Origin of the sequence: Acinetobacter calcoaceticus (assembly GCF_016508255.1) — a bacterium.
GTDB classification, from domain to species: domain Bacteria; phylum Pseudomonadota; class Gammaproteobacteria; order Pseudomonadales; family Moraxellaceae; genus Acinetobacter; species Acinetobacter calcoaceticus_E.
In genome coordinates this window covers 364,150-387,774 of the sequence record NZ_JADVKT010000002.1, presented here as the reverse complement: position 1 = coordinate 387,774, position 23,625 = coordinate 364,150, and the positions used below count along the sequence as shown (strand labels likewise).

Below are 23,625 nucleotides of genomic sequence, written 5' to 3'. Positions count from 1 at the left end.
TAAGCTTCTTTTTTACGTCTAACTATTCTTAGCCAATCGGGAATAAACGTTCAGGCACCACATCTTTCATCACAATGGTTGAGATGAGCCTTTGCACACTCGGAATAGCAGATAACTTTTCATCGTATAGTCGCTGGAAAGCAGGTAAATCTTTAGCCACTACATGCAGCAAATAGTCTGGTTCACCAAACAACCGCTGAGCCTGAATAATTTGTGGAATATCAATCACGGCATTTTCAAACTTCTCAACTGCCTGCTTATCACCTTCTTTAAGTGTAATAAAAACAATAGCTGAAAATTCAAATCCAACTAAATTGGGGTCGAGTTCTGCCCGATACCCTTTGATGGCTCCCGACTCTTCTAAAGCCTTCACTCGTCTATGACATGGTGAAATGCTTAAACCTACTTTTTCTGCCAATTCAGTAATAGATAATCGGCCATTTAACTGCAATTCAGCAAGAATCTTTTTATCTGTGCGATCCATTTAGAAAAATTTACCCCAAATGAGTGTGATATGAGCAAACATTTAAAAGCACATTCTAAATACATGAGCATATTATTTTCAACAAGTTCGAATGAATAGAAATTTTTTCTAAATCACGAGCGAAACCATTAGGAAATAGTTTGCCGAGATAAGCATATGGCTTTTAACATTTTTATTGCATTTTGGAGTGTATCCATTCTTTTTATTATTACGCCAGGGGCAGATTGGGCCTATGCCATTTCGGCAGGAATTAAAGGCAAAGTCGTCGTACCTGCTGTTGCAGGTATGTTATGTGGGCACTTTATAACTATTTTATTGGTAGCGGCTGGTGTTGGCCTACTTGTGGCAAATAACCCGACCGCACTCATGATTCTAACAATTGCGGGTTCTGCTTATTTATTATGGATGGGAATAAATTTACTCATTACCCCTCCTACTCCAAATCAGTCCGATTCTGAAAAGGCACAGTCATGGTTGAGATGGGCAACTAAAGGCGTTTATGTAAGCGGGTTAAATCCGAAAGTGTTTTTACTCTTTTTAGCCTTGCTTCCTCAATTTATTGACACCACCGCTTCATGGTCTGTGACGACACAAATTGTTGCTTTCGGTGTTGTCCACATGATTAGCTGCGCGATTATTTACTTAATGGTGGGCTATGGCTCAGAAGCCATTCTTAAAACCAGACCACAAGCAGCACGCTTAATAGGCCGTTTTTCAGGTGGTCTTATGGTGGTTATCGCTACATGTTTATTGATTGGGCAAATTTAAAAGTTACTCAGCCAAAAGTTACTGGCCACCATTTCAGGTCAGTAACTTAAATAGCAAATACGAGAAAAAATTTATCTCATTCGTTTTAAGTTATAAGTCACAACTCCCCAAATGACCAACTCTTGCCCATCTTCAATATAAATATTTTGATAATCAGAATTTTCAGCTTTTAGCCAAATTTTAGCTGGGTGGTAATTGTTATCGATCATTAAACGTTTAACGGTAAAATCATTGTCAATAAGCGCAATAACGATATCGCCAGATTTAGCGGGAAGACTACGGTCAACAATAAGCGGGTCATTAATATCAATTCCCGCATCTAACATCGACAAAGAATTGGCTTTGACAATAAACGTAGCATTTTCATTTCTAATTAAATATTCATTTAAATCTAGTGCTTGCTCAATGTCATCTTGTGCTGGTGAAGGAAAACCCGCAGCAACACGTTCCGTGGCCAAAGGAATATGGTAAATTTTATCGTTGTTTGGATGGACCGGCTGAACGTTAAGTTTTGAATTAAAATCGGTCAAGTTATTGGTTTTGACATTATTTAGTAACCAATTTTTGATAAAGTTCACTTGAGACTCGGGAACACGAATCACTTTTGTAGGTTCATTGAACTGTGCTTTACGACCAGCATTTTCTCGGACGCCACCATGCTCAAATTCTTTTTTCTTTGACATATTGCCCCCATTTCACCGTTCAAATCCTATAGAGACAATGTAACTTGAAAAAGTTACATTTTCAAGTTGACGAAATATTTTTTTTGCATAACAATAAATCCCATGATCAGATTTTAATCCATTTTGCTTTTAACAGGGATGTTTAAACTAAAATGGTAATTTGAAGAAAATCGAAACCTGTTTCGAGATAGTCTTTATGACTGACTGTTTATGATTTTTATCAAATAAGATTCTGAGCATTTAACATTCTGGTTAAATTCAGTTTTTTGGTATGGAGACATGCGAAATGAAAAATCAACGTGATGCAGTTTTAGGTTATGCAAATGAGCAACATGCCTACTATATTCGCCTGATTGAAAATGATGCGGTTTTGGGTGAAAGCTACGGATTATTCTGTGAAAATCCAGAGAGTGAAGCAGCAGAAAGTATTATGACAACGTTATTCTTAAAAAAATCTTTTTGGTTAAACGGTTCTGAATACATTGATATTGTAAAAGGACTACAACTGCTCCCACAGTAAAGTAAATAAATTAAAAAACAAAGGAGGCAAAAGCCTCCTTTGTTTTTTGTTTATTAAGCAGGAACGTGTTGAGCTGTTTGCTCTCGCGCCCAAACACGGTGAGCTTTGATGAGATTTTTAAGTTTATCTGAAATAGGTTTGAAGTCATCCTCAATTAAAGTGCCTTCGTCTGCGACTAGACCTAACGGTTCAAGTAATTCAGATTTATTGCCTAAAAAAACAATTGGTTTTAAATGCTTATAGGCTTCAAGTACATAATGACGAGTTACACCATCCTGCATCACAGCATTTAAATTATCGCCATCGGGAATAATTACGGCATCATAGGCAATAGAAGGTTCTGCCATTTGCATACCGTCTACGGCAATAACTTTGTCTTGATGATCTTTAACAGGGGCCAAGCTTGGTGCTAATAAGTGTAGGGTTACACCTTCTTTAATTGCCCATTTTTTCATAGCTTCTAGTGCATCAGATTTCACTAGATTATGAATCAGTACGGCAATTTTTCGGCCTTGAATATCTGCTGGTGGAAAAGCCACCATAGATAACTTCGCTGATTTTTCAACAGCCTGATGTTTAAAATCAAGGTTCAAATCAGGTACTTCAATACCTAAATTTGCACCTACTTGTCGTGCTAAATCGAGATCAATATTTGCCAAAATTTGCTGAACTTGGCGCTCTCGAATATGTTTTCTTTTCACCTTACTCAATTCAAAGGTATAGGCATCAACCACATGTTTTTGCTCATGAGGTGCAAGACTCTTATAGTAAAGTCGTGGTTGAGAAAAATGATCCGAGAAAGACTCACTTCTTTCACGAATCTTTTGACCACTCACTTTTTCATAATAACTTTCAAATCCGCCATTTTCCGCAGCTGGAGGCGTCTCAACTGGCCAGTTACCATCAATTGAGTTTGGTTGATAAGAGGCTTGCCCTTTATGAATCGTATGCTGATGAATACCATCACGTTGATTGTTGTGGAATGGGCACACAGGTTTATTAATTGGTATTTGATGGAAATTCGGACCACCTAAACGGCTGAGCTGTGTATCGGTGTAAGAAAATAATCGTGCTTGTAACAGCGGATCATTTGTAAAATCGATCCCCGGTACAATATGGCCTGGACAAAATGCCACCTGCTCTGTTTCAGCAAAGAAGTTATCAACATTTCGATTTAAAACAAAACGACCAATAGGTGTTACTGGCACCAACTCTTCAGGAATAATTTTAGTTGGATCAAGCAAGTCGAAGTCAAACTTCATTTCATCTTTTTCTTCAACAATTTGAACCCCTAATTCCCACTCAGGATAAACGCCCAGCTCAATGGCTTCGTACAGATCTCGACGATGAAAATCTGGGTCTTTACCTGCAAGTTTTTGTGCTTCATCCCAAACTAAAGCACTTAAACCCTGTTTAGGTGTCCAGTGGAATTTAACAAAATGAGCTTTACCTTCTGCATTAATTAGGCGGAAAGTATGCACCCCAAACCCTTGAATTGAGCGTAAGTTTCTCGGAATTGCGCGATCTGACATCGCCCAAATTACTGCATGTGCGGATTCTGGTACTAAAGAAACAAAATCCCAGAATGTATCATGAGCAGACGCACCAGTAGGCATTTCTGTGTCTGGCTCAGGTTTTACAGCATGTACAAAATCGGGAAACTTAATACCATCTTGAACAAAGAAAACCGGAGCATTATTTCCGACTAAATCGAAGTTACCTTCTTGGGTATAAAACTTAATAGCAAATCCGCGAATATCACGCACAGTGTCGGCTGAACCACGTGGTCCTTGCACCGTCGAGAATCGTACAAAAATTGGCGTCTGAATGCTTGGGTCAGTTAGAAAACCAGCTTTTGTCAAACGCTCATTGCCTTCATAGGCCTGAAAGTAACCATGAGCTCCTACCCCACGTGCATGTACGATACGTTCGGGAATTCGTTCATGGTCAAAGTGAGTAATCTTTTCTCTTAAAATAAAATCTTCTAATAGTGTTGAACCACGTGTTCCTGCTTTGAGACTATTTTGGTTATCAGCTATTTTAACCCCCTGATTTGTGGTTAAAGCCTGATTGGTTGCATCATCTCTTACTGTGTCTAACTGTTCAGTTTTTTGAGTAGTGTTAGCTTTATTGGCAGCATCTGCTCCAGCCATTTCACTTGTTTTATTTGTTAATTTGCCGTTATCAGTCATGTTCATTACCTATGTTTTAAAGTTAAACGTGGGGTGAAGTAAAAAAAATTAAAGAACTAGTTTTTATTAAAAGAACTTAAATATGGAAAAAGAAGCTCGACATATTTGCGTGTGCTCCAAAGCCCAATACTTTTGTGATGTGAATCTGGCCCCAAAAACGGAGTCAGTTTGCATATTTTTATAGCAAGATCATTCGATTGCTGTAAACGCTCTTGCAAAGCATCAAGCTCACCATCAGAGATATAGCTAAATAGATAATCCTGAATACGTCGGCTGTTATTTAGTGCCCTGCTATATGTCAGGAAATTAGAAGAGTGGTCATTGCCTGCAATCCAGTCGTGAATGATCTGGCGCTCTACAGGGTTAAATACCCCATACATTTTTCCATTCTCATCATTAATTAATCTCCAGAAAATGCTTTGTTCCGGATCGGTATTAAGTTTAATCCACTTATTTTCAATTAAATGAGATAGGAGCCCACCAACATCCTCAGGATTAGATAACCATTGATTAATCGTTTTACATCCGAACTCTCTAGTTTGGTTATGAATTAACTGTCCAACCAGAGCCTTTCTCTTTAAAATTTTAAGAACAAAATTTTCAAGATTTAAATTTTTTATAATTGTAGAAGAAGTTACGCCATGATTATTAAGCGCAAAACCACGCTTTAATTTAGTCAGAAAAAGCTCTTTATCTCGGTACTTATCAAAAATATTTTCTATAACTTTAATGGCTTTACTGGCATGCCCATTGTCAATGTTATCAATGGTGATATGCAGGTTGAAATACTTAGAATCAATACCAAGTTCAGCCAACTCATAATTAGTAATCAATAGATGCAAAGGTAGCTGCTCATAGCCCAGATTAAAGCCCACAATTTCGGGAATAAACTCAGGTGGAGCATAAGCAAGTGCCAACTGAATGACAGCCTGATAATAATATTCGTCTTCTAAAAGCAGATCAAAACTATCCAGTCCCAAACTACTGAGTAAATCATCATAAATACATACATGGTTTGCTTTCGGTTCACCTAACCCAAGCTCTTCCAGATATGTAACGATTAAGTCATGGAAGACAGGGTCATTCCAATAGTGAACTGTACTATATAGCCATGCGCCATCGACTTTTTTGGTGGGAGAGACTTTAATTAAAAATTCAAATGCTTGACCAACATTATTAAAATATTCTCTCTCACCACCGGCTTGCCGACGGTTTAAATAAGACTGAAATATCTCACAATTTTCTTTACTATTTTTATGGCACCATTCATTAATCATATTTATGTTTGAAGGAAAATCAATTTCTGTCTGATCTACCTTATCAATTTCATGAGCAAGAAAATCTCTTGCTTTTTTCTCTTTCTCAAAACTAGAAATATCAGGATCAAGGAAAAAAATAAATAATTCGTAATAGTTCTGTTGATTATCTTTTAATAAGTCTAATAATCTTTCTTTTACTACAACAGGCATTTCCATTCTCCTTTTGTGAGATATAAACTACCATACTTTACTCATTTTATAATCCCACCCTATCTTTGTGAGTTTAGGTTATTAAAAGCAATTGATATCTTATTAAAGCAATAAAAATCAGCAACATAACAATTAACACAAGATTACATTCTAACCTTTAGAATAATTTAACCCCTTGTTTTTATAAAAAATATATAAATATTAATTTTTCATTACATAGAGTTACCTTTAAAACTACAAAGATTAAAAATTTAACAAAATATTTAATTTATATTGCAAATTATTGGCTGATGAAAAATTAAAATTAATTTTTTGAAAGTGCTTATACTGGTTACTTATCCTATCATTTTCCTTTTAACCTTTATTCAGGCGATATTCTTATTAGACACTTAGTCAATTATGACCTACGGATAAAAGAAAACACTCTTCACATTTCTTCATAAATTTTTTAAAAATATACACTTAAGACAATATAAGTGACTATAAAAATAATCAAAAAAGGTAAAAAACCTATACATTCCGACCTTTATGTTGCCTACGGGTTTATTAAAAATAAGGTGGAATTTAAATTGAGGAAAAAACTAAAGGAACCTTTTTTATTCTATTTACTATAAAAATCAATTTTATAATTTTAAGTTTACTTTTAAAGCTCCCCTCATTAAAATTAAATAGAATTCCTATTACATTACACAAGATATTGAGTTTATTATAGTAGATAATAAAAATAGATTTTTCATAAAAGATAACAAATACACATTTAGAAACGACCATAGCATTTGTTTAACGCCAATGTACCTAAATGTAATTTAATCACTCTTCATATTAATTATGTTTATTGATTAAAATTACATTTTATAGAAATCAAGGTTTTATTTAATTTTGAAAGTTACAGTTAAATATAGGGTAACACCCTAAGGCTATACATTAAAAATTTTCATGTTTTAATAAACCTATCTGAAGCTCTCAGATAAAACACACATCATAAATGATATGAGGTAATTAAAGATGAGCACTACTAATAATCAAAGCAATCAACGTAATAATCAGCAGCAACAACAGCAGAATGACAACCGCAATAACCAGCAGCAACAAGGCAACCAACAGCAAAACGATCAACAGCAACAACAGCAAAATGACAATCGTCACCAACAACAAGGCTCTAATCAAAAAGACTCAGGCCAACAAAAATCAAATAACAACAATCAGCAACGTTAATTCTTTGTTGACTTAATTGTCATTTGATACGGCCATTCATTTTATTTAGGAAGGTGCCCTCACCTTCCTAAATTTACCATAAGCATAAAATTCAATAATAGATGAGGAAAGACTAATGACAGATCTAAATAACGATCATGCACGTCTGCCAGCTGGCGATCATAATTACTCTGATTCTTATTGGCGTGAAAGTTACGTTACTCGTCCTTACTATCAAGAAGCTCAGCTTACTACGCCAGATTTAAATTATGATCGAGATTTCTCAGCAGCCTATGAAATAGGTCATCGTGCCCGTACTGAGTCAAAAGAAGGTGCTCAGTTTGAAGATATTGAAGGCAGCCTGCAACAAAAATGGGAAGAGCTTAAAGCTGAATCTCGTTTAAAATGGGAACATGCTAAACAAGCCATTAAAGATGCATGGAACGATAGATAGAATCTGTAATTTAGCATTTTCTATAGTGTGAAAAAATATGAGCTTATTTCCTATTGATCATCGGAAATAAGCTCTTTTTGCATCATTTTATTTAGCCGTCTTTTTTCTTGAAATATTCAATAATCTCATCCCCATTATTTACAGGGTTTCCTGTTGAAGGATATGTTTCTTCATAGGCATAAGAAGGTAGGCCAATCTTAGCCTGAATAGGAGGCAATTTTTCCTGTCCGCCAGTTGTAATTCGCTCTATAAACCCCGCAAGCCAAAGTACAAATTCTTGAGTATTTTTACTCTTGGGAATAATACTTAAATCTAATTTAATTTTAGATTCTTGTAGCGGTTTAATCAGTAATTCAGCAAAATCAATATAATTGTATAAAAGCTTAAGCTTTGTCCCCTTAAGCTCATGTCTGAGTTCGATCATCAAATTGTTAAGATCTTCCATAGGCTCATCTGTAAAGCCTTTTTTTTCTTTAACATTTTGATATATTTTCTCAGCTATTCTTAAGTATTGGGGCATATCCTTACCTTTATAAAATTGTCATCACTAAAATGAATTTTGGATGAATATAAGTAATTTATTGTGTATATTTTATTAATTTTTTGAAACCACAGCTCTTTTTAGAAACAATTCATTGACAATAAATTCATATAAATCGAATAACCCACTAATTAACTGATTAATTTTATATAATTGGTTTTTTATTATGTTACATATTTTATAGAAAATAACGATAAGAAAACTCACAAAAAAGTAAGTTTTCTTAAAAAATAGTTATGAATTTTTATCCATTTGGTGAGGCGTCGTTGGGTCATTAACACCATGAGTTCCATCACTCCTTGAATCTCGATCTTGGCAAGCACTCATACCTATTGCGATTGCAACGACCATGCTAACGGCACAACAGATTCTTAACATTGAGTTCACCCTTATAATTTTAAGATGTAGGCTTATGAATAACATTATCTTCTGTTGGCCTACCGCTGTGCTTCTCTTAACTTTTGTAGATTATGCAAGCTTTTGTAAAAATCAAAATTAAATAAATGATTAAAAAATATCATTCTTGCAATTGATATTTTAATTAAATTTTGGCAAAGGTTAATTATTTAAGATTATCATATTCGTAAAAGTAAAATTGTTCATCCTTTCTGAGTTTGTGTCTTATTAAGTCAATGATTGCAAACAATATATAAATTAACAATTAATAAATATTTGATATATAAACATTAAAACTCAATTATTGAGATCATATTTAATCATTATTCAATCGTTTAAATTCTAAATAATTGGTTATTTTATTAGTGAAATTTTAAGAATATTAATATTTGTTTATATAAACCAATATTTTATTTTTGCAATTGACCCGCTTTAATGCTCGGCTTATGATGCTCCGGCTGACCTATTTTGTCAGTCGGTTTTAGCAGATCGTCTACCTAAGTGCACTAAAAACACGTTTTTTGGTGTGGAGCCCCTCGTGCCTTTGACGGAGGAACGGGAGTGGGACACCTTCGGGTGTGCTGGTTTCTTAGGTATCAGTCTGCTAACCCTCTTTCGTTTCACCACCATAATTAATAGCAGTGATTGGGCACAACTTCTTTTATCAAGGAGTCTCTAATGACTATTATTTTATATCATTTTATTTTTCTTAACCTTCATTATCTTATTGTTCAGCTTAAAACACTTTTAAAGAACTCCTCACACCTTTTTATCTATCCACACTTTCATCTCTATACTGAAAAAATCGCAAGATTTATTGCCAGTTAAAGATTAGAACTCTCATAAACATGACTTAACGATAACAACAACCAACGAAGAGCAATAATGATGTTTTTTTCATATCGTATTGTTTTAGTGTGCATCCTATTAATAAGTTCTATAAGTTTATTAGGTTGCAGACCTATCAGTAAAAACGAATTCAATACACATTGTGTGTGGTCAGGCCGTGCGCTCTCACAATGCAATTGTATTTACAACTCTTTAGAAGAACATTATTCGCCACAGTTTGTAGAAGATCTAGAAAAAGTAAGCCTACAAAATATTGATGCGAATATGAACTTTGTGGAAACCATGAATGAAACAATTCACAAATGTCAGTTAAGTGTCAGAAATGATTAAACTAGCTTAAATTTGCATGTTCCACTAAGAAATCTAAAAAGACCCTTACACGTTTAGGAACATATTTATCATGACCGATCCAGACAGCATGAAACTCTTCAGAAGCATTAATATTCCAGTCTTCAAGAATTTTAATTAACTGCTTTTGTTCTAGTGCTTTTCGAACTTGAAATTCATTTAGCTGTGCAATGCCCACATCGGCAAGTGCTAACTGCAAAATCGCTTCTCCATGATTTACTCTTAAAACCTGAGTAGGTATGAGTGTGATTTCTTGATGCTCTTTTTTAAATTGCCATGTTTTATTTTGGCGCTGATAACTCACATCTAAAAGTTGATGTGCTTGTAGTTCATCAGGATGTTGCGGGTGGCCATATCGAGCAATATATTCAGATGAACACACATAGTGCTTTGTCGTACTGCCTAATGAACGAGCCACCAAATTGGAGCTTTTTAAAGGGCCAGTTCGAATGGCTACATCAATTCTTTGCTCAACTAAATTAATGACTTCATCACTTAAGTGAGCTTCTAGTTCAATTTGAGGATAATGCTCATTAAATAAAGCGATGCAAGGCAATAAAAAATGAGTCCAATATGAAAGACTCGTATGTATTCTAATTCGCCCTTGAGGCATATGATTTGCCGTAACCGATTGTTCAAGCTCATCCAGATCATTAAGAATTTGAATGCCTTGCTCATAAAACTGGCACCCTTCACTCGTAAGCTGAAACTGGCGTGTTGAACGGTTAAGTAACCTTACGCCAAGTCGTTTTTCTAAACGGGAAATCAACTTACTAACAGCAGACGGCGTCATGTCACAAGCCCTTGCTACGGCAGAAAAACTTCCCAACTCAACCGCTCGAATAAATATCGCCAGCTCACCCGATCGATTTATATCAAAATAAGCCATAAAAAAATCTATTTATGAATTTGATTCACAAATCTTATTCCGCTTAGACCGCTATAACAAGCCACTAATTTGTTTCAAGATAACTCTAATTCGTTTTAAAGAGTTCATGAGATGAAACTTTATAAATCTGCTTTATTCTCTTTAGTATTATTTACAAGCTTTGCACAAGCAGAGCTACAAACGGGCCAATGGGTTACCACTTGGTCTGCTAGTCCCCAAAAAGTCTGGAATAAAGACTTCATTTTTCCAACACTTATTCCAGAGCAAATATCTAATCAGACAATTAGACAGGTGAGCCAAATTAGCTTAGGTGGTGAAGCTATTCGACTTGTTTTTACCAATCAATATGGCAAAAAACCGCTTTATATTGATAAAACCACCGTAGGTTTAGTTAATTCGAAAAATCTAAAATCTAAGAGCGCTTATCCTGTTTATTTTTCTGGAAAGCTTAAAGCACAAGTTTTACCGGGCAAACAACTGATTAGTGACCCAATTCAGCTACCTGTTCCAGACCATAGTCAATTAATGGTAAATACCTTTATTCAAAAACCAACCCAATTTAAAACGTTCCATTGGGATGCTAAACAAACCAGTTGGCTAATTGCTGGAAATCAGACAGCCAGTTTAAGCACTCCTGCTCATGCCCAAACAACAACAGCACGTTTATTACTGTCTGCTGTAGAGGTAAAACCAAAACGAAAAACTCATGTGGTTGCAGTCATTGGAGACTCCATTACCGATGGAGCTACTGCAACTTTAGATGCTAATAGCAGATGGACAGACTTTTTAGCTAAGCGTTTATCGCCACACGAAGTGGCTGTGATTAATAGCGGAATTTCAGGAAACCGACTGCTTACAGATGGTATGGGTGACAGTGCACTAGAACGCTTAAAAAAAGAGGTATTTCAATATTCTGGAGTTAAAACACTCATTGTTTTAATTGGTATAAATGATATTTCATGGCCTGGTACAGCTTTTGCACCAAAACAACAAATACCGTCTTTTGAAGCTTTAACCCAAGGTTATCAACGTATCGTGAATGAAGCTCACAAACAAGGTATTCAGGTGATTGGGGCAACCTTATTACCGTTTTCAGGCGCTTTACCCAATACCCCTTTAGATAATTACTATCAACCCAACAAAGATCAATTACGTCAGCGCATCAACCAATGGATTAGAACCAGTCATACGTTTGATGGTGTACTTGACCTTGATCAAGGCTTAAAAGATCCAAAATACCCTGATCGATTAAATCCAATTTATGATTCTGGTGATCATTTACATCCTAATGATCGTGGCAATCAACACATGGCAGATTTGGTAAACTTAAATCAAATGATTCACAATTAATGATTACCCCATCAGGTGAAATGCTCACCTGATGGGAATATCTATTTAGAAATCATAACTCGCTATCATGTTAAAGCGGTTATCAATGCCGTTTCGACCATCGAAAGTTTCTCGTTCTCCATATACATACTCAACACCTAAGGTAATGGGTTTATATGGGTTATACATCGTATTTACCCAGCCCTGCCAAAGCTGTTTGTTTTGAGTCGTGCTATTGCGCTGTAATTCGGCAAAACGGTTATCGTCTTTGGCCTTCATATAGCCATAAGCTAAAGTCGAGCGAATTTTCGGTGTAAACTGATGGGTTATACCTAATGAAATCGTGTCAAATTCATTGCTATGCATGTTGTTTTGATCATCTATTGCATAGCCACTGTTGCTCCATAACAAGAAACGTCCATCACCCTTAACATGGTAATAATCAGCTTTAAGTAAAGTATCAGGTGTCATTTGGTATTTACCGCCTAGACCTACACCCCATGCCCATTCACTATCATTATTCGTTCTTTTTTCAGCAACAAAACTACGACCTGAAAGCATCGAACCATTCGCAAATTTATGATTTAAGCGTCCCACTAAAGCAGGTAAGCGCATTTTGTTATCTGGGTCTGTTGCCGCTGTATATTTCGGGTCTTCAACTGATACTGCAAAACTTGTATTTGCCGTTAAGTTATCGCTATAGCGAACCATTGGCGATCTAAGCAAGGCACTACCTACAAATGTTCCTGCATCAATTGTTTCTGGGTAATATTCAGGTGCAATAAATGTCGACCATGTTTGACCGATGAGCCATTTATCAAAAGTTAAATAAGCATGGCGTATACGAAACTGATCACGAGTGGCGGCCCCAAAGAAGTCCATTTCCAGTTTTCCGCCTACATCACCAACGCTTGTCGGCGTTTTAAAATTGAACCCGAAACGCGTCACATAGACCGTACTGTGCAATTGGTCTTTCTGGGCAGATTCCTCTGGCGTATGTTCAAGTGGAACCCCACTAATATTGTTATACATCGTAGATGCGCCCTTAATTTGATAAGAAGCATCTGCTCGTATATATCCATATAAGTTAAATTCTGTACCAGACTTCGTTAATACTTGTTGTATAGGTTGCGGGGCTTGGGTAGCTACAGGAGTTGCTTGTTCTACTCTTTCTTGTGCTAAAGATTTTTGAGTTTGTATATCTGCCTGTAGCATTGCCCGTAGCTCATTTACTTCTTGGCGAAGTTGCTCTATTTCAGGATTTACTTGACCCGCAAAAGCAGAAGACACGAGCAAAGACACAGAAACCGCCAATAGGCTTTTTTGAACCATTGTATTAAAAACTTTCATCATGAAATTTTCCTTTAGACCTTTAAATAGACTTAAAGATCTCGACATCCTTTTTGTTATGTACCTATCTAAAATAGATCCTTGAAAATTTGCCTTTCTTTCACAAGAAAGACGTTCTCTCATATTTTTTAGCCCCATCCTCCCTAAAGCAGCAAAAGCAACCTTTTAATTTTTCATTTTTATATTCTCTTCCACATTGAGAATATTCGGTTTTAAGTCCTTATTTATATCCCCCAATCGTATTATTTATTTGCAATAAACCCCTGATAAGTCAAAATTTGTGTATAAGACTGTACGCTTACAAAGCCAGTTTTTTCTAAAAGTTTTATATACCCCTCAGTTGTCAGACTAAAAAAGTCTTGTGCCATACGCTCTAGCATTTTTTGACATTGTTCTTCTGTTAAACCTTGAGCTAAACATAAATAACGGAGTGCCTGAAGCTGCTTAGGGTTTGTACAGGTCATGAGGTCATAAGTAAGCAAAACTGCATTTTCTTTTAAACGATCATAAATATCTTTAAAGAATGTAGGCTTGATATCATCAGCAACGAAATGTGCCACAAGAATAGACAGTGCCGCATCGAAACAAGGTTCCAAAGACAGTACTGAAGTTTCACCATGTACAAAGGTAACTTGTGAAGATTTACCTAAAAGTTCAACTTGTTCCTGTGCTTTTTGCAGCATGGTTAAAGACGGATCAACCGCTGTAAATTTCCAGTCAGGATGTCTTTTCAATAAATATTCAAGTTCATAACCCGTACCACAGCCCACAATTAATATATGAGCATTTGTAGGCAATACCGATTGCAAAATGGCATCCACCTGTTGATGGATGACTTCATAACCTGGAATTAATTTACGAATATGTTCGTCATATCCTTCGACTACTTTTGGGCTATTAAAGTCTTTTGCCATTTTGTTTTATCCCTTTTGAAACTACCTTTCACTTTATAATTTGCTGCAATTTAACGGAGCTTTAGACCTCTTCAATCAAAGACATTTCCTGTTAAGTTAAGCTCAGCACGCATAATTTCTTGTAACTTAAACTTTTGGGCTTTACCAGAAGCAGTCATTGGAAACTCATTAAAGAATCGGACATAGCGCGGCACTTTGTTATGTGAAATATGCTCTTTGCAGAATTGGCGAATACTATTTTCATCAATTTGATGATGTTCATGCAAAATAATACAAGCACAGAGTTCTTCACCATATCTCGCATCTGGCAAACCAATCACTTGGACATCACTTACATCAGGATGGGTATATAGAAAGTCTTCAATTTCTTTTGGAAAGAGGTTTTCTCCACCACGAATCACGACATCTTTAATACGGCCTTTAATTTTAATAAAACCATCTTGATCCATTTCGGCAATATCACCCGTATGCATCCAGCCAGCTGAATCAATGACCTCTTTAGTCTTTTCTTCTTCGCCCCAATAACCAGCCATCACTGAATAACCACGAACGCATAATTCACCTAAAGTTGCTTGCGGAACAATCTGCCCTTCTAAATCGACAATTTTAATTTCAACATGTGGGTGAACATGTCCAACTGTACTCACGCGTTTATCAATTGAATCATTTACTGAACTTTGTACACTCACTGGCGAGGTTTCGGTCATGCCATAACAAATGGTGATTTCAGACATATGCATGCGGTCTATGACCCGCTGCATGATTTCACGTGGACAAGGGCTGCCTGCCATAATACCTGTTCTTAAACTCGACAGATCAAACTCATTAAACTGCTCATGTTCTAGAGTTGCAATAAACATAGTTGGTACGCCATAAGCTGCCGTACAACGTTCTTGATGAATCGCTTTTAAAGTCTCTAAAGGATTAAATACCGCCGATGGATAGACCATGGTTGAACCATGCGTAACGCATGCTAAATTCCCCATAACCATGCCAAAACAATGAAACAACGGCACAGAAATACAGACTTTATCTTGAGGTGTTAAACGAATACCTTCACCCACAAAATAACCATTATTTAAAATATTATGGTGGGTCAACATGGTCCCTTTAGGGTTACCTGTTGTACCTGAGGTAAATTGAATATTAATAGTCTCATCAAACTGATGTTGCTTCGCTAATTGTATTAATTGTTCTAGCTGTTCAGAAGTGGGTGTAGTGACTAAATCACTAAAACGATGGATGCCTGTATGTTGCTGATCATCTATTTTAATCACAAAGTTTAAATGTGGCAGCCGCTCTGAACTGAGCACTTTATCAGGACTGTTGGTTAGCTCAGGGGCAATTTTTGTCAGTAATTCTTGGTAATCAGTCGTTTTGAATTGGGAAGCAATAATCAATGCTTTGCATGAGACTTTATTCAACACATATTCAAGTTCATGACTTTTATAAGCTGTATTTAAATTAACTAAGATAATCCCTGCTTTAAAAGCTGCAAATTGGGTTACAGTCCATTCCACACAGTTTGGCGACCAGATGGCTAACCGATCTCCTTTTTTTAATCCCAATTTTAAAAGACTACAAGCAAAAGCGTTTACTTCATCCTGTAAAGCTTTATAGGTTAATCGTCTGTTTTGGTGGAAACTGACGATTGCTTCCTTTTCTGCATATTGCCGACAGGCCTGATCAAATTGTTCACCAATAGTCATACCCAATAAGGGCTGTGTGCTTGGTCCCGAGGCGTAGCTTAACCGTTCTTGTTGCATTGAATCATTCTCCTTGATTCTTTGTAATTCTCTTCTTACCTAATCCTAATTATTGTTACTGCAACTACTTTCCTAAACTGCTTATTTTGTGACGTTTATCTTTTATATGCCCTATTTCTTTTGCACAGCATCCACACAAAAGTCAGCAATCTGTTTTGAAAAATAGTCTTTGTGCGCATGATCAAACTTGGTATTTTGAGCTGGGTCTAGAGGTTCAACCACCACATAAGTCATGGCTCCAACAACACAAAGTGCGGCTGTGTTTAAATCATCCAAGACAAACTCACCACTTGCATTTCCATCTGCCAGTATTTTTTTAATACTTTGCTTAATCAATTGCTTCACACGAAAACGCTCATGCTCAACCGTTGAATCGACGGGTTCAAACATGAGTGAATATGCAAGCTGAGGACTATTGAGTGCCCGTTTTACAAAGGTTGCCACCGCCTTGTGTAATTTCTGCTTTGCCGATAAGTCACTTTCGGTAATTGAATCAATCACCAAGAGTTCTGTATTAATGGCATCAGACAAAACCTCAATGAGTACTTGGCTTTTATTATCGAAGTAGCGATAAACCAGACCACTTGATACACCCGCTTGCTCTGCAATTGTTTGTATTTGCGCGTCTTTAAACCCTCCTTCTGAAATTATTTTTCTGGCTGAATTCAAAATCGACTTACGATTTTGCTCCATCCGCTCCTGCATTAAAGATGATCGTTTATAGCTCATAATTTATTCTCTAACAAATAAAATGAATTGTAAATCATTTTATGAATCAGTATTCACTTTTTTGAAAAATCATTGTATGTTACTTATCAAACACCCACAAAATATTTATGGACAACAAATATAACCAATAGGATGAAAAGATTATGAACCTACGCAGCTTGAATTTCGGTCTAGATGAAACTTTAATTGCGCTTCAAGATTCAGTTGCTGCATTTTGTGCAAAGGAAATTGCGCCGATTGCTCAACAAGTTGATCAAGACAATAAATTCCCTGCACATCTCTGGAAAAAATTCGGAGATATGGGTCTTTTAGGCATGACAGTTTCTGAAGAATATGGCGGTGCCAATATGGGTTATCTGGCTCATATTATTGCCCTGCAAGAAATTTCTCGCGCTTCGGCAGCCATTGGCCTTTCTTACGGCGCTCATTCTAATTTATGTGTAAACCAAATTAACCGTAACGGTAACGAACAACAAAAACAGAAATATTTACCCAAACTGATTTCTGGTGAATATGTAGGTGCCCTCGCTATGTCTGAACCAAACGCCGGTTCTGATGTGGTTAGCATGAAATTACGTGCCGAACAAAAAGGTGATCATTTCGTGTTAAACGGTTCAAAAATGTGGATCACCAATGGTGGTGATGCAGATGTGCTTGTGGTTTATGCCAAAACTGACCCAAAAGCTGGTGCAAAAGGCATGACTGCTTTTTTAATTGAAAAAGACATGAAAGGCTTTAGTCATGGTAACCACTTAGACAAACTGGGTATGCGTGGTTCTAACACTTACCCTCTGTTTTTTGACAATGTGGAAGTACCTGCGGAAAACGTGCTTGGCGGCGTGGGTAATGGCACCAAAGTGCTTATGAGTGGTCTGGACTACGAACGTGCGGTTTTAAGTGCTGGACCTTTAGGAATTATGGATGCCTGTTTAGATGTCGTGATTCCTTATGTACATCAGCGTGAACAGTTTGGTCAGGCTTTAGGTGAATTCCAGCTCATGCAAGGAAAACTTGCCGATATGTATTCAACTTGGTTAGCTTGTAAAGCCCTCGTCTATGCCGTTGGTGCTGCTTGCGATAAAGCTGACCATGACCGCAGCCTACGTAAAGATGCCGCAAGTGCCATTTTATATGCTGCTGAAAAAGCAACATGGATGGCTGGTGAAGCAATTCAGACTTTAGGCGGCAACGGTTATATCAATGAATTCCCTGCTGGCCGTTTATGGCGCGATGCAAAACTTTATGAAATTGGTGCTGGAACTTCTGAAATTCGCCGTATGCTGATTGGCCGCGAACTCTTCAATGAAACCAAATAATAATTATAAATAAGGACGCATCTTATGAACCAATTACAAAGCAAGATTAATGTTAGAAGTGAAGACTTCAAAACAAACCAACAAGCCATGCAAACATTGGTCACAGATCTAAAACAAGTTGCACAGCGTGTTGCTTTAGGTGGTGGTGAAAATGCCCGTCAAAAACATTTGGCTCGAGGTAAACTTTTACCCCGTGAACGTATTGATCAATTGATTGACGTCGGCACGGCATTTTTAGAAATTGGTCAATTGGCAGCATACAACGTTTATCAAGATGATGTTCCTGCTGCGGGTGTGATTGCTGGTATTGGTCAAGTCAACGGCATCACTTGCATGATCGTTGCCAACGATGCAACGGTTAAAGGCGGTACGTATTATCCCCTTACGGTTAAAAAACATTTACGCGCACAAGAAATTGCTGAACAAAATCACTTGCCTTGTATTTATTTGGTAGATTCAGGCGGTGCCTATTTACCAATGCAAGATGAAGTCTTCCCAGACCGCGATCACTTCGGGCGTATTTTCTATAATCAGGCACGTATGTCGAGCCTAGGGATTGCTCAAATTGCTGTGGTGATGGGGAGCTGTACCGCAGGTGGGGCTTATGTACCTGCCATGTCTGATGAAACCATTATTGTACGTAATCAGGGTACGATTTTCTTAGGTGGCCCTCCACTTGTAAAAGCTGCAACAGGCGAAGTGGTGAGCAGTGAAGACTTAGGCGGTGGCGATGTACACACACGTCTTTCAGGTGTAGCTGACCATTTAGCTGAAAATGATGAACATGCAATTGCGATTGCACGGAACATTGTTGCTAACCTCAATAAAAAGCCAAATGACTTAAGTAAACAAGTTGATGAACCGCTGTTTGATGCATCGGAACTCTATGGTGTGGTGCCAAGTGATGCACGTAAGCCTTTTGACATTCGCGAAGTCATTGCGCGTATTGTAGACGGCTCGCGTTTTGATGAGTTTAAAGCTCGCTTCGGTTCAACACTGATTACTGGATTTGCTTCGCTTTACGGTATGCCAGTCGGCATTATTGCCAATAACGGGATTTTATTTTCAGAGTCTGCACAAAAAGGTGCACACTTTATTGAGCTATGCACACAGCGCAATATTCCATTGTTATTTTTGCAAAATATTACGGGCTTTATGGTTGGCCGTCAGTATGAAAATGAAGGCATTGCAAAAAATGGTGCCAAATTGGTGATGGCAGTTGCGACTGCAAATGTACCTAAACTCACCCTGATTATTGGTGGTTCTTTTGGTGCAGGTAACTACGGGATGTGTGGCCGTGCTTATTCACCGCGCTTTTTATGGACTTGGCCGAACTCTCGTATTTCAGTGATGGGTGGCGAGCAAGCAGCAAGCGTACTCTCAACCTTAAAACGTGATCAAATTGAGCAAAAAGGTGCAGAGTGGTCAGCGCAAGAGGAAGATGAGTTTAAACAACCAATTCGTGAACAATACGAGCGCCAAGGCCATCCGTACTATGCTTCTGCCCGCCTTTGGGATGATGGTGTAATTGACCCAGCTCAAACTCGTCAGGTACTTGGTTTAAGTCTTGCCGCTGCTATGAATGCCCCAATCCAGCCAACCAAATTTGGCGTATTCCGCATGTAAGAGGTGTATATGAGCTATCAATTTTTACAACTCGAACAACAAGGTCAAGTTGCCTATGTTTGGCTGAATCGCCCTGAATTGCACAATGCCTTTAATACAACAGTTATTGAAGAGTTACATGCTTGTTTTAAGCAAATTAATACACGTGATGATATACGTGTGGTAGTCCTAGCGGGTCGCGGCAAAAGCTTTTCGGCAGGTGCTGACCTGAACTGGATGAAACAGGCGGGTCAGGCATCTTCAGCAGAAAATGAAGCAGATGCATTGAAACTTGCACAAATGTTAGATGCACTTGCAACGCTTAAGCAACCGACTATTGCTCGTGTGCATGGCATTGCCTTTGGTGGCGGTATGGGTTTGGCATCAGCTTGTGATATTTGCATTGCCAGTACTGACGCTAAATTTGCAACTTCTGAAGTACGTTTAGGTCTTGCTCCTTCTACCATTAGTCCCTATGTGATCCGTGCAATTGGTGCACGACAAGCTTCTCGTTACTTCTTGACAGCTGAGAGAATTTCAGCACGTGATGCTAAACAAATTGGCTTGGCACACGAAGTTGCAGATGCAGAAGACTTAGACAGAAAAGTTCAAGAAATTATTGATGCTCTATTACTCGGTGGCCCATACGCTCAAGCAGCATCAAAGGAACTCATTCAAATGGTAAGTAACCAAACCATGAGCAATGACTTGCTGCAACAAACGGCGCATCATATTGCTCAAGTTCGTCAAGGCAGCGAGGCAAAAGAAGGACTAAGCGCCTTTTTAAATAAACAACAGCCTGCGTGGGTTTCTAACTCAAATAACAATAATTAAGGACGATCATCATGTTTGAAAAGATTTTAATTGCGAACCGTGGCGAGATTGCCTGTCGTGTGATTCGTACAGCCAAAAAATTAGGTATCGCAACAGTTGCTGTTTACTCCGATGCAGATGCAAATGCACAACACGTCAAACTTGCCGATGAAGCCATCTATATTGGTCAGTCCCCTGCAACGCAAAGTTATTTACAAGCTGACCGTATTATTCAGGCAGCAATTGATACAGGCAGCCAAGCGATTCATCCGGGTTACGGTTTTTTATCAGAAAATGACCAATTTGCGCTTGCTTGCCAACAACACAATATTTGCTTTATTGGCCCACCAGTGGATGCCATTTTAGCAATGGGTTTAAAGGCCACCTCTAAATCTCTAATGGAAAAAGCAGGTGTACCATTAACACCGGGTTATCACGGAACCAACCAAGATGCCGAATTTTTAAAACAACAGGCCGACCAAATTGGCTATCCAGTTTTAATTAAAGCCAGTGCCGGCGGTGGTGGTAAAGGCATGAGTCTGGTTGAACGCAGTGAAGATTTTCTGCATGCCTTAGCCTCTTGTAAACGTGAAGCCAAATCGAGCTTTGGTAATGATGATGTCTTGATTGAGCGTTATGTGATTCAACCGCGTCATATTGAAGTGCAAGTGTTTGGTGACACGCATGGCAACTATGTGCATTTGTTTGAACGTGATTGTTCGGTACAGCGTCGCCATCAAAAAGTGCTAGAAGAAGCCCCTGCTCCACAAATGCCCAGCGAAAAGCTCAATGCAATGCGCCAAGCTGCAATTGATGCTGCACGTGCGGTAGATTATGTCGGCGCAGGTACGGTTGAGTTTATTGTGGAACAAGATGGTACGGCGTATTTCATGGAAATGAATACGCGCTTACAAGTCGAGCACCCTGTCACCGAAATGATTACAGGTGAAGACCTTGTTGAATGGCAACTTCGTGTGGCTTATGGCGAACCTTTACCTAAACTACAAAACGAATTACACATTCACGGACATGCACTCGAAGCACGTATCTACGCAGAAGAACCTGAAAAAGGCTTTTTACCTGCCATTGGTAAAATTGACTATCTACACTACCCAACTCAAAACCAATATGTACGTGTAGATAGCGGTATTGTCGAAGGCGATGAAATCACAACGTATTACGACCCAATGATTGCCAAACTCATCGTATGGGGTAAAAACCGTGAAGCTGCACTTATTCAAATGCAACACGCGTTAAGCCAATTCCATGTAGATGGCTTAGGCAACAACATTGCCTTTCTGGAAAAGATTGTTCGTAGCGAATCGTTTAAACAAGCCAAGCTTGATACCAACCTGATTCAACGTGAACAAAACTTCTTGTTTAGTCCTGAAGAAATCAAACCAGAACTTGTGGTGGCAGCGGCATTTATTGAGTTTCTAAGTAAACTTAATAACAACAGCTCAAGCCAAAAACAGCTTTGGCAGGCTCAACCACTTTGGCGTTTAAATATTGCTTATCAGCACAGTATTAAACTGAACTATTTAAACCAAAATATCCAAATCAAGTTTGCCTCAAATGAAGGTGAATTCACCGCAGAATATAACGGTCAAAGCTACCCGATTTCGGGTGAGTTGATTGATGCCCACACCGCGTCTATTAAAATTAATGGTACTCAGCAAAAGCTGTCTTTTAATCAAAGTCAGCAAGGCATCACCTTATTCAAAAATGGACAAAGCTATAAGTTTGCTTATATCCGTCAAGACTTTAATCAAGCAGATAGCCAAGCTGACGAAGGTCACCTTAAAGCACCAATGCCGGGTGTAGTCACTCAAGTGCTAGTAAGTGCAAATCATAGCGTGAAGAAAGACGATATTTTAATGACGCTTGAAGCGATGAAGATGGAATATACCATTCGTGCCCCTAAAGACGGCTTGATTGTAGATTCATATTTCCAAGTTGGCGATCAGGTCAAAGCTGGCGATGAGCTTGTGGAATTTCAGCCTGCTCAGGAGGAAGTTGCATGAGTGAGTTTGTCAAAATCGTGGAGGTCGGTCCCAGAGATGGCCTCCAAAACGAGAAGCAGGCTTTAACCGTCGAACAACGCTTAGACTTTATTAAGGACCTAATTGGTGCTGGCCTAAAATCGATTGAAGTGGGTTCATGCGTCTCGGCAAAATGGGTGCCGCAAATGGCTCAAAGTGATGAGCTATTTGAGCAATTACCCCAAACAGCCAATGTGCAATTTAGCCTGCTCACGCCCAATATTAAAGGTTTTGAAACTGCTCAAGCGGTAGGATGCAAAGAAGTTGCAGTATTTACCGCAGCTTCTGAAAGCTTTACTCGTAAAAATATTAATTGCTCTATTGATGAAAGCTTTGAGAAGTTTAGTGATGTCATGGCAGCGGCAAAAGCCCATAACATCCGTGTACGCGGTTATGTCTCTTGTATTGTCGATTGTCCTTATGAAGGCGCAATTGCACCTGAGCAAGTGGTGAAAGTTGTTAAGCGGCTCTATGACATGGGCTGCTATGAAGTATCTTTAGGTGAAACCATTGGTACGGCAACACCAGATCGAGTTCAAAAGGTTTGGCAAGCTTGTCTCGCTGAACTTGACAGCAAGGTCTTAGCTGGGCATTTCCACAACACCTATGGCATGGCGATTGCCAATATTTATCAGTCTCTACAGCAAGGGATTCGAGTTTTTGATTCGTCCCTTGCAGGACTTGGTGGTTGTCCTTATGCCAAAGGCGCCTCTGGCAATGTATCGACCGAAGATCTGTTTTATTTGCTTTCACACATGGGATTTGAAACTGGCATTGACTTAGAAAAACTGATGCAAGCCAGCCAAAATATTAGCAATGTATTAAACCGAAAAAGCTTGTCGAATTATGCAAATGCTTATTGGCAAACCAAGTGTGCGTAACAATAAATTAAAATAGCTTAACTTCTGGTATAAGGCTTAATATTAGGCCGAGTACCAGATCATTATGTCTAGTCTCTATCTCATTCCGTTCCG

The 23,625-nt window shown here is 38.1% G+C and carries 22 protein-coding genes and 1 pseudogene; 12 read left to right on the top strand and 11 right to left on the bottom strand.

The genetic code is table 11. The features are described 5' to 3' along the window. Window positions 1-28: 28 nt before the first annotated feature. On the bottom strand, window positions 29-484 hold the full coding sequence (locus I5515_RS05745; protein WP_000376211.1) for an Lrp/AsnC family transcriptional regulator: 456 nt from the start codon (window positions 482-484) through the stop codon (window positions 29-31). 156 nt (window positions 485-640) lie between these two features. Here I5515_RS05745 and I5515_RS05740 point away from each other — a divergent pair, with 156 nt between their 5' ends. After that, the gene (locus tag I5515_RS05740; RefSeq protein ID WP_199965177.1) at window positions 641-1,252 is read left to right on the top strand and encodes a LysE family translocator; all 612 of its coding nucleotides are present in this window, start codon (window positions 641-643) and stop codon (window positions 1,250-1,252) included. Window positions 1,253-1,323: 71 nt separating this feature from the next. On the opposite strand, the gene I5515_RS05735 is transcribed toward I5515_RS05740, so the two are convergent. After that, window positions 1,324-1,935 carry a LexA family protein gene (locus tag I5515_RS05735; RefSeq protein WP_199965176.1) on the bottom strand — a complete coding sequence of 204 codons (612 nt, stop codon included), beginning with the start codon at window positions 1,933-1,935 and terminating at the stop codon, window positions 1,324-1,326. Between the two features lie 286 nt (window positions 1,936-2,221). Between I5515_RS05735 and I5515_RS05730 the strand changes: the two genes are divergently transcribed. Further along, entirely contained in the window at window positions 2,222-2,455 is a 234-nt protein-coding gene (locus I5515_RS05730; protein WP_009388226.1) for a hypothetical protein, read from the top strand. A gap of 53 nt (window positions 2,456-2,508) precedes the next feature. Here the strand turns inward: I5515_RS05730 and katE are convergent, their stop codons facing one another. Both katE and I5515_RS05720 read right to left on the bottom strand, forming a co-directional pair. Continuing rightward, window positions 2,509-4,653 carry a catalase HPII gene (gene katE / locus I5515_RS05725; RefSeq protein WP_199965175.1) on the bottom strand — a complete coding sequence of 715 codons (2,145 nt, stop codon included), beginning with the start codon at window positions 4,651-4,653 and terminating at the stop codon, window positions 2,509-2,511. Between the two features lie 50 nt (window positions 4,654-4,703). Then, window positions 4,704-6,116 (bottom strand): iron-containing redox enzyme family protein, encoded by a 1,413-nt coding sequence (locus I5515_RS05720; protein WP_199965174.1) that lies wholly within the window; start codon window positions 6,114-6,116, stop codon window positions 4,704-4,706. 259 nt (window positions 6,117-6,375) lie between these two features. Here I5515_RS05720 and I5515_RS17510 point away from each other — a divergent pair. From I5515_RS17510 to I5515_RS05710, 3 genes and pseudogenes are all read left to right on the top strand, one after another. Further along, window positions 6,376-6,788: pseudogene (locus I5515_RS17510) on the top strand (damage-inducible protein CinA). 333 nt (window positions 6,789-7,121) lie between these two features. Beyond that, complete coding sequence (locus I5515_RS05715) at window positions 7,122-7,331, top strand: hypothetical protein (protein ID WP_199965173.1); 210 nt, start codon at window positions 7,122-7,124, stop codon at window positions 7,329-7,331. Between the two features lie 115 nt (window positions 7,332-7,446). Then, a complete protein-coding gene (locus I5515_RS05710; RefSeq protein WP_199965172.1) occupies window positions 7,447-7,764 on the top strand; it encodes a hypothetical protein in 318 nt (105 codons plus the stop codon). 91 nt (window positions 7,765-7,855) lie between these two features. Here I5515_RS05710 and I5515_RS05705 read toward each other — a convergent pair whose 3' ends face one another. Both I5515_RS05705 and I5515_RS05700 read right to left on the bottom strand, forming a co-directional pair. Continuing rightward, window positions 7,856-8,284, bottom strand: coding sequence for a hypothetical protein (locus tag I5515_RS05705; protein ID WP_199965171.1), 429 nt, complete (start codon window positions 8,282-8,284; stop codon window positions 7,856-7,858). 255 nt (window positions 8,285-8,539) lie between these two features. Continuing rightward, window positions 8,540-8,683, bottom strand: coding sequence for a hypothetical protein (locus I5515_RS05700; protein ID WP_199965170.1), 144 nt, complete (start codon window positions 8,681-8,683; stop codon window positions 8,540-8,542). Window positions 8,684-9,586: 903 nt separating this feature from the next. Between I5515_RS05700 and I5515_RS17505 the strand changes: the two genes are divergently transcribed. Beyond that, on the top strand, window positions 9,587-9,880 hold the full coding sequence (locus I5515_RS17505; RefSeq protein ID WP_227562642.1) for a hypothetical protein: 294 nt from the start codon (window positions 9,587-9,589) through the stop codon (window positions 9,878-9,880). Window position 9,881: 1 nt separating this feature from the next. Here I5515_RS17505 and I5515_RS05695 read toward each other — a convergent pair whose 3' ends face one another. After that, on the bottom strand, window positions 9,882-10,787 hold the full coding sequence (locus I5515_RS05695; RefSeq protein ID WP_199965169.1) for a LysR family transcriptional regulator: 906 nt from the start codon (window positions 10,785-10,787) through the stop codon (window positions 9,882-9,884). A 111-nt stretch (window positions 10,788-10,898) separates the two neighbouring features. Between I5515_RS05695 and I5515_RS05690 the strand changes: the two genes are divergently transcribed. Continuing rightward, a complete protein-coding gene (locus I5515_RS05690) occupies window positions 10,899-12,137 on the top strand; it encodes an SGNH/GDSL hydrolase family protein (RefSeq protein ID WP_199965168.1) in 1,239 nt (412 codons plus the stop codon). Between the two features lie 45 nt (window positions 12,138-12,182). Here I5515_RS05690 and I5515_RS05685 read toward each other — a convergent pair whose 3' ends face one another. The 4 genes from I5515_RS05685 to I5515_RS05670 all read right to left on the bottom strand — a co-directional run bounded on the left by I5515_RS05685 (window position 12,183) and on the right by I5515_RS05670 (window position 16,875). Then, the gene (locus I5515_RS05685) at window positions 12,183-13,466 is read right to left on the bottom strand and encodes a DcaP family trimeric outer membrane transporter (RefSeq protein WP_199965514.1); all 1,284 of its coding nucleotides are present in this window, start codon (window positions 13,464-13,466) and stop codon (window positions 12,183-12,185) included. 242 nt (window positions 13,467-13,708) lie between these two features. Then, window positions 13,709-14,380 carry a class I SAM-dependent methyltransferase gene (locus I5515_RS05680; RefSeq protein ID WP_199965167.1) on the bottom strand — a complete coding sequence of 224 codons (672 nt, stop codon included), beginning with the start codon at window positions 14,378-14,380 and terminating at the stop codon, window positions 13,709-13,711. 71 nt (window positions 14,381-14,451) lie between these two features. Continuing rightward, on the bottom strand, window positions 14,452-16,146 hold the full coding sequence (locus I5515_RS05675) for an AMP-binding protein (RefSeq protein ID WP_199965166.1): 1,695 nt from the start codon (window positions 16,144-16,146) through the stop codon (window positions 14,452-14,454). A 111-nt stretch (window positions 16,147-16,257) separates the two neighbouring features. Then, on the bottom strand, window positions 16,258-16,875 hold the full coding sequence (locus tag I5515_RS05670; RefSeq protein WP_000120687.1) for a TetR/AcrR family transcriptional regulator: 618 nt from the start codon (window positions 16,873-16,875) through the stop codon (window positions 16,258-16,260). Window positions 16,876-17,018: 143 nt separating this feature from the next. Between I5515_RS05670 and I5515_RS05665 the strand changes: the two genes are divergently transcribed. From I5515_RS05665 to I5515_RS05645, 5 genes are read left to right on the top strand one after another with little or no spacing between them, the layout of a single operon-like run. Beyond that, window positions 17,019-18,191, top strand: a complete 1,173-nt coding sequence (locus I5515_RS05665; RefSeq protein ID WP_199965165.1) for an isovaleryl-CoA dehydrogenase — start codon at window positions 17,019-17,021, stop codon at window positions 18,189-18,191. Window positions 18,192-18,215: 24 nt separating this feature from the next. Next, window positions 18,216-19,817 (top strand): carboxyl transferase domain-containing protein, encoded by a 1,602-nt coding sequence (locus I5515_RS05660; RefSeq protein ID WP_199965164.1) that lies wholly within the window; start codon window positions 18,216-18,218, stop codon window positions 19,815-19,817. 9 nt (window positions 19,818-19,826) lie between these two features. Next, window positions 19,827-20,630, top strand: coding sequence for an enoyl-CoA hydratase/isomerase family protein (locus I5515_RS05655; RefSeq protein WP_199965163.1), 804 nt, complete (start codon window positions 19,827-19,829; stop codon window positions 20,628-20,630). An 11-nt stretch (window positions 20,631-20,641) separates the two neighbouring features. Beyond that, the gene (locus I5515_RS05650) at window positions 20,642-22,633 is read left to right on the top strand and encodes an acetyl/propionyl/methylcrotonyl-CoA carboxylase subunit alpha (protein WP_199965162.1); all 1,992 of its coding nucleotides are present in this window, start codon (window positions 20,642-20,644) and stop codon (window positions 22,631-22,633) included. Next, complete coding sequence (locus tag I5515_RS05645; RefSeq protein ID WP_199965161.1) at window positions 22,630-23,532, top strand: hydroxymethylglutaryl-CoA lyase; 903 nt, start codon at window positions 22,630-22,632, stop codon at window positions 23,530-23,532. Before I5515_RS05650 ends, I5515_RS05645 begins: the two co-directional genes overlap by 4 nt. Window positions 23,533-23,625 lie beyond the last annotated feature (93 nt).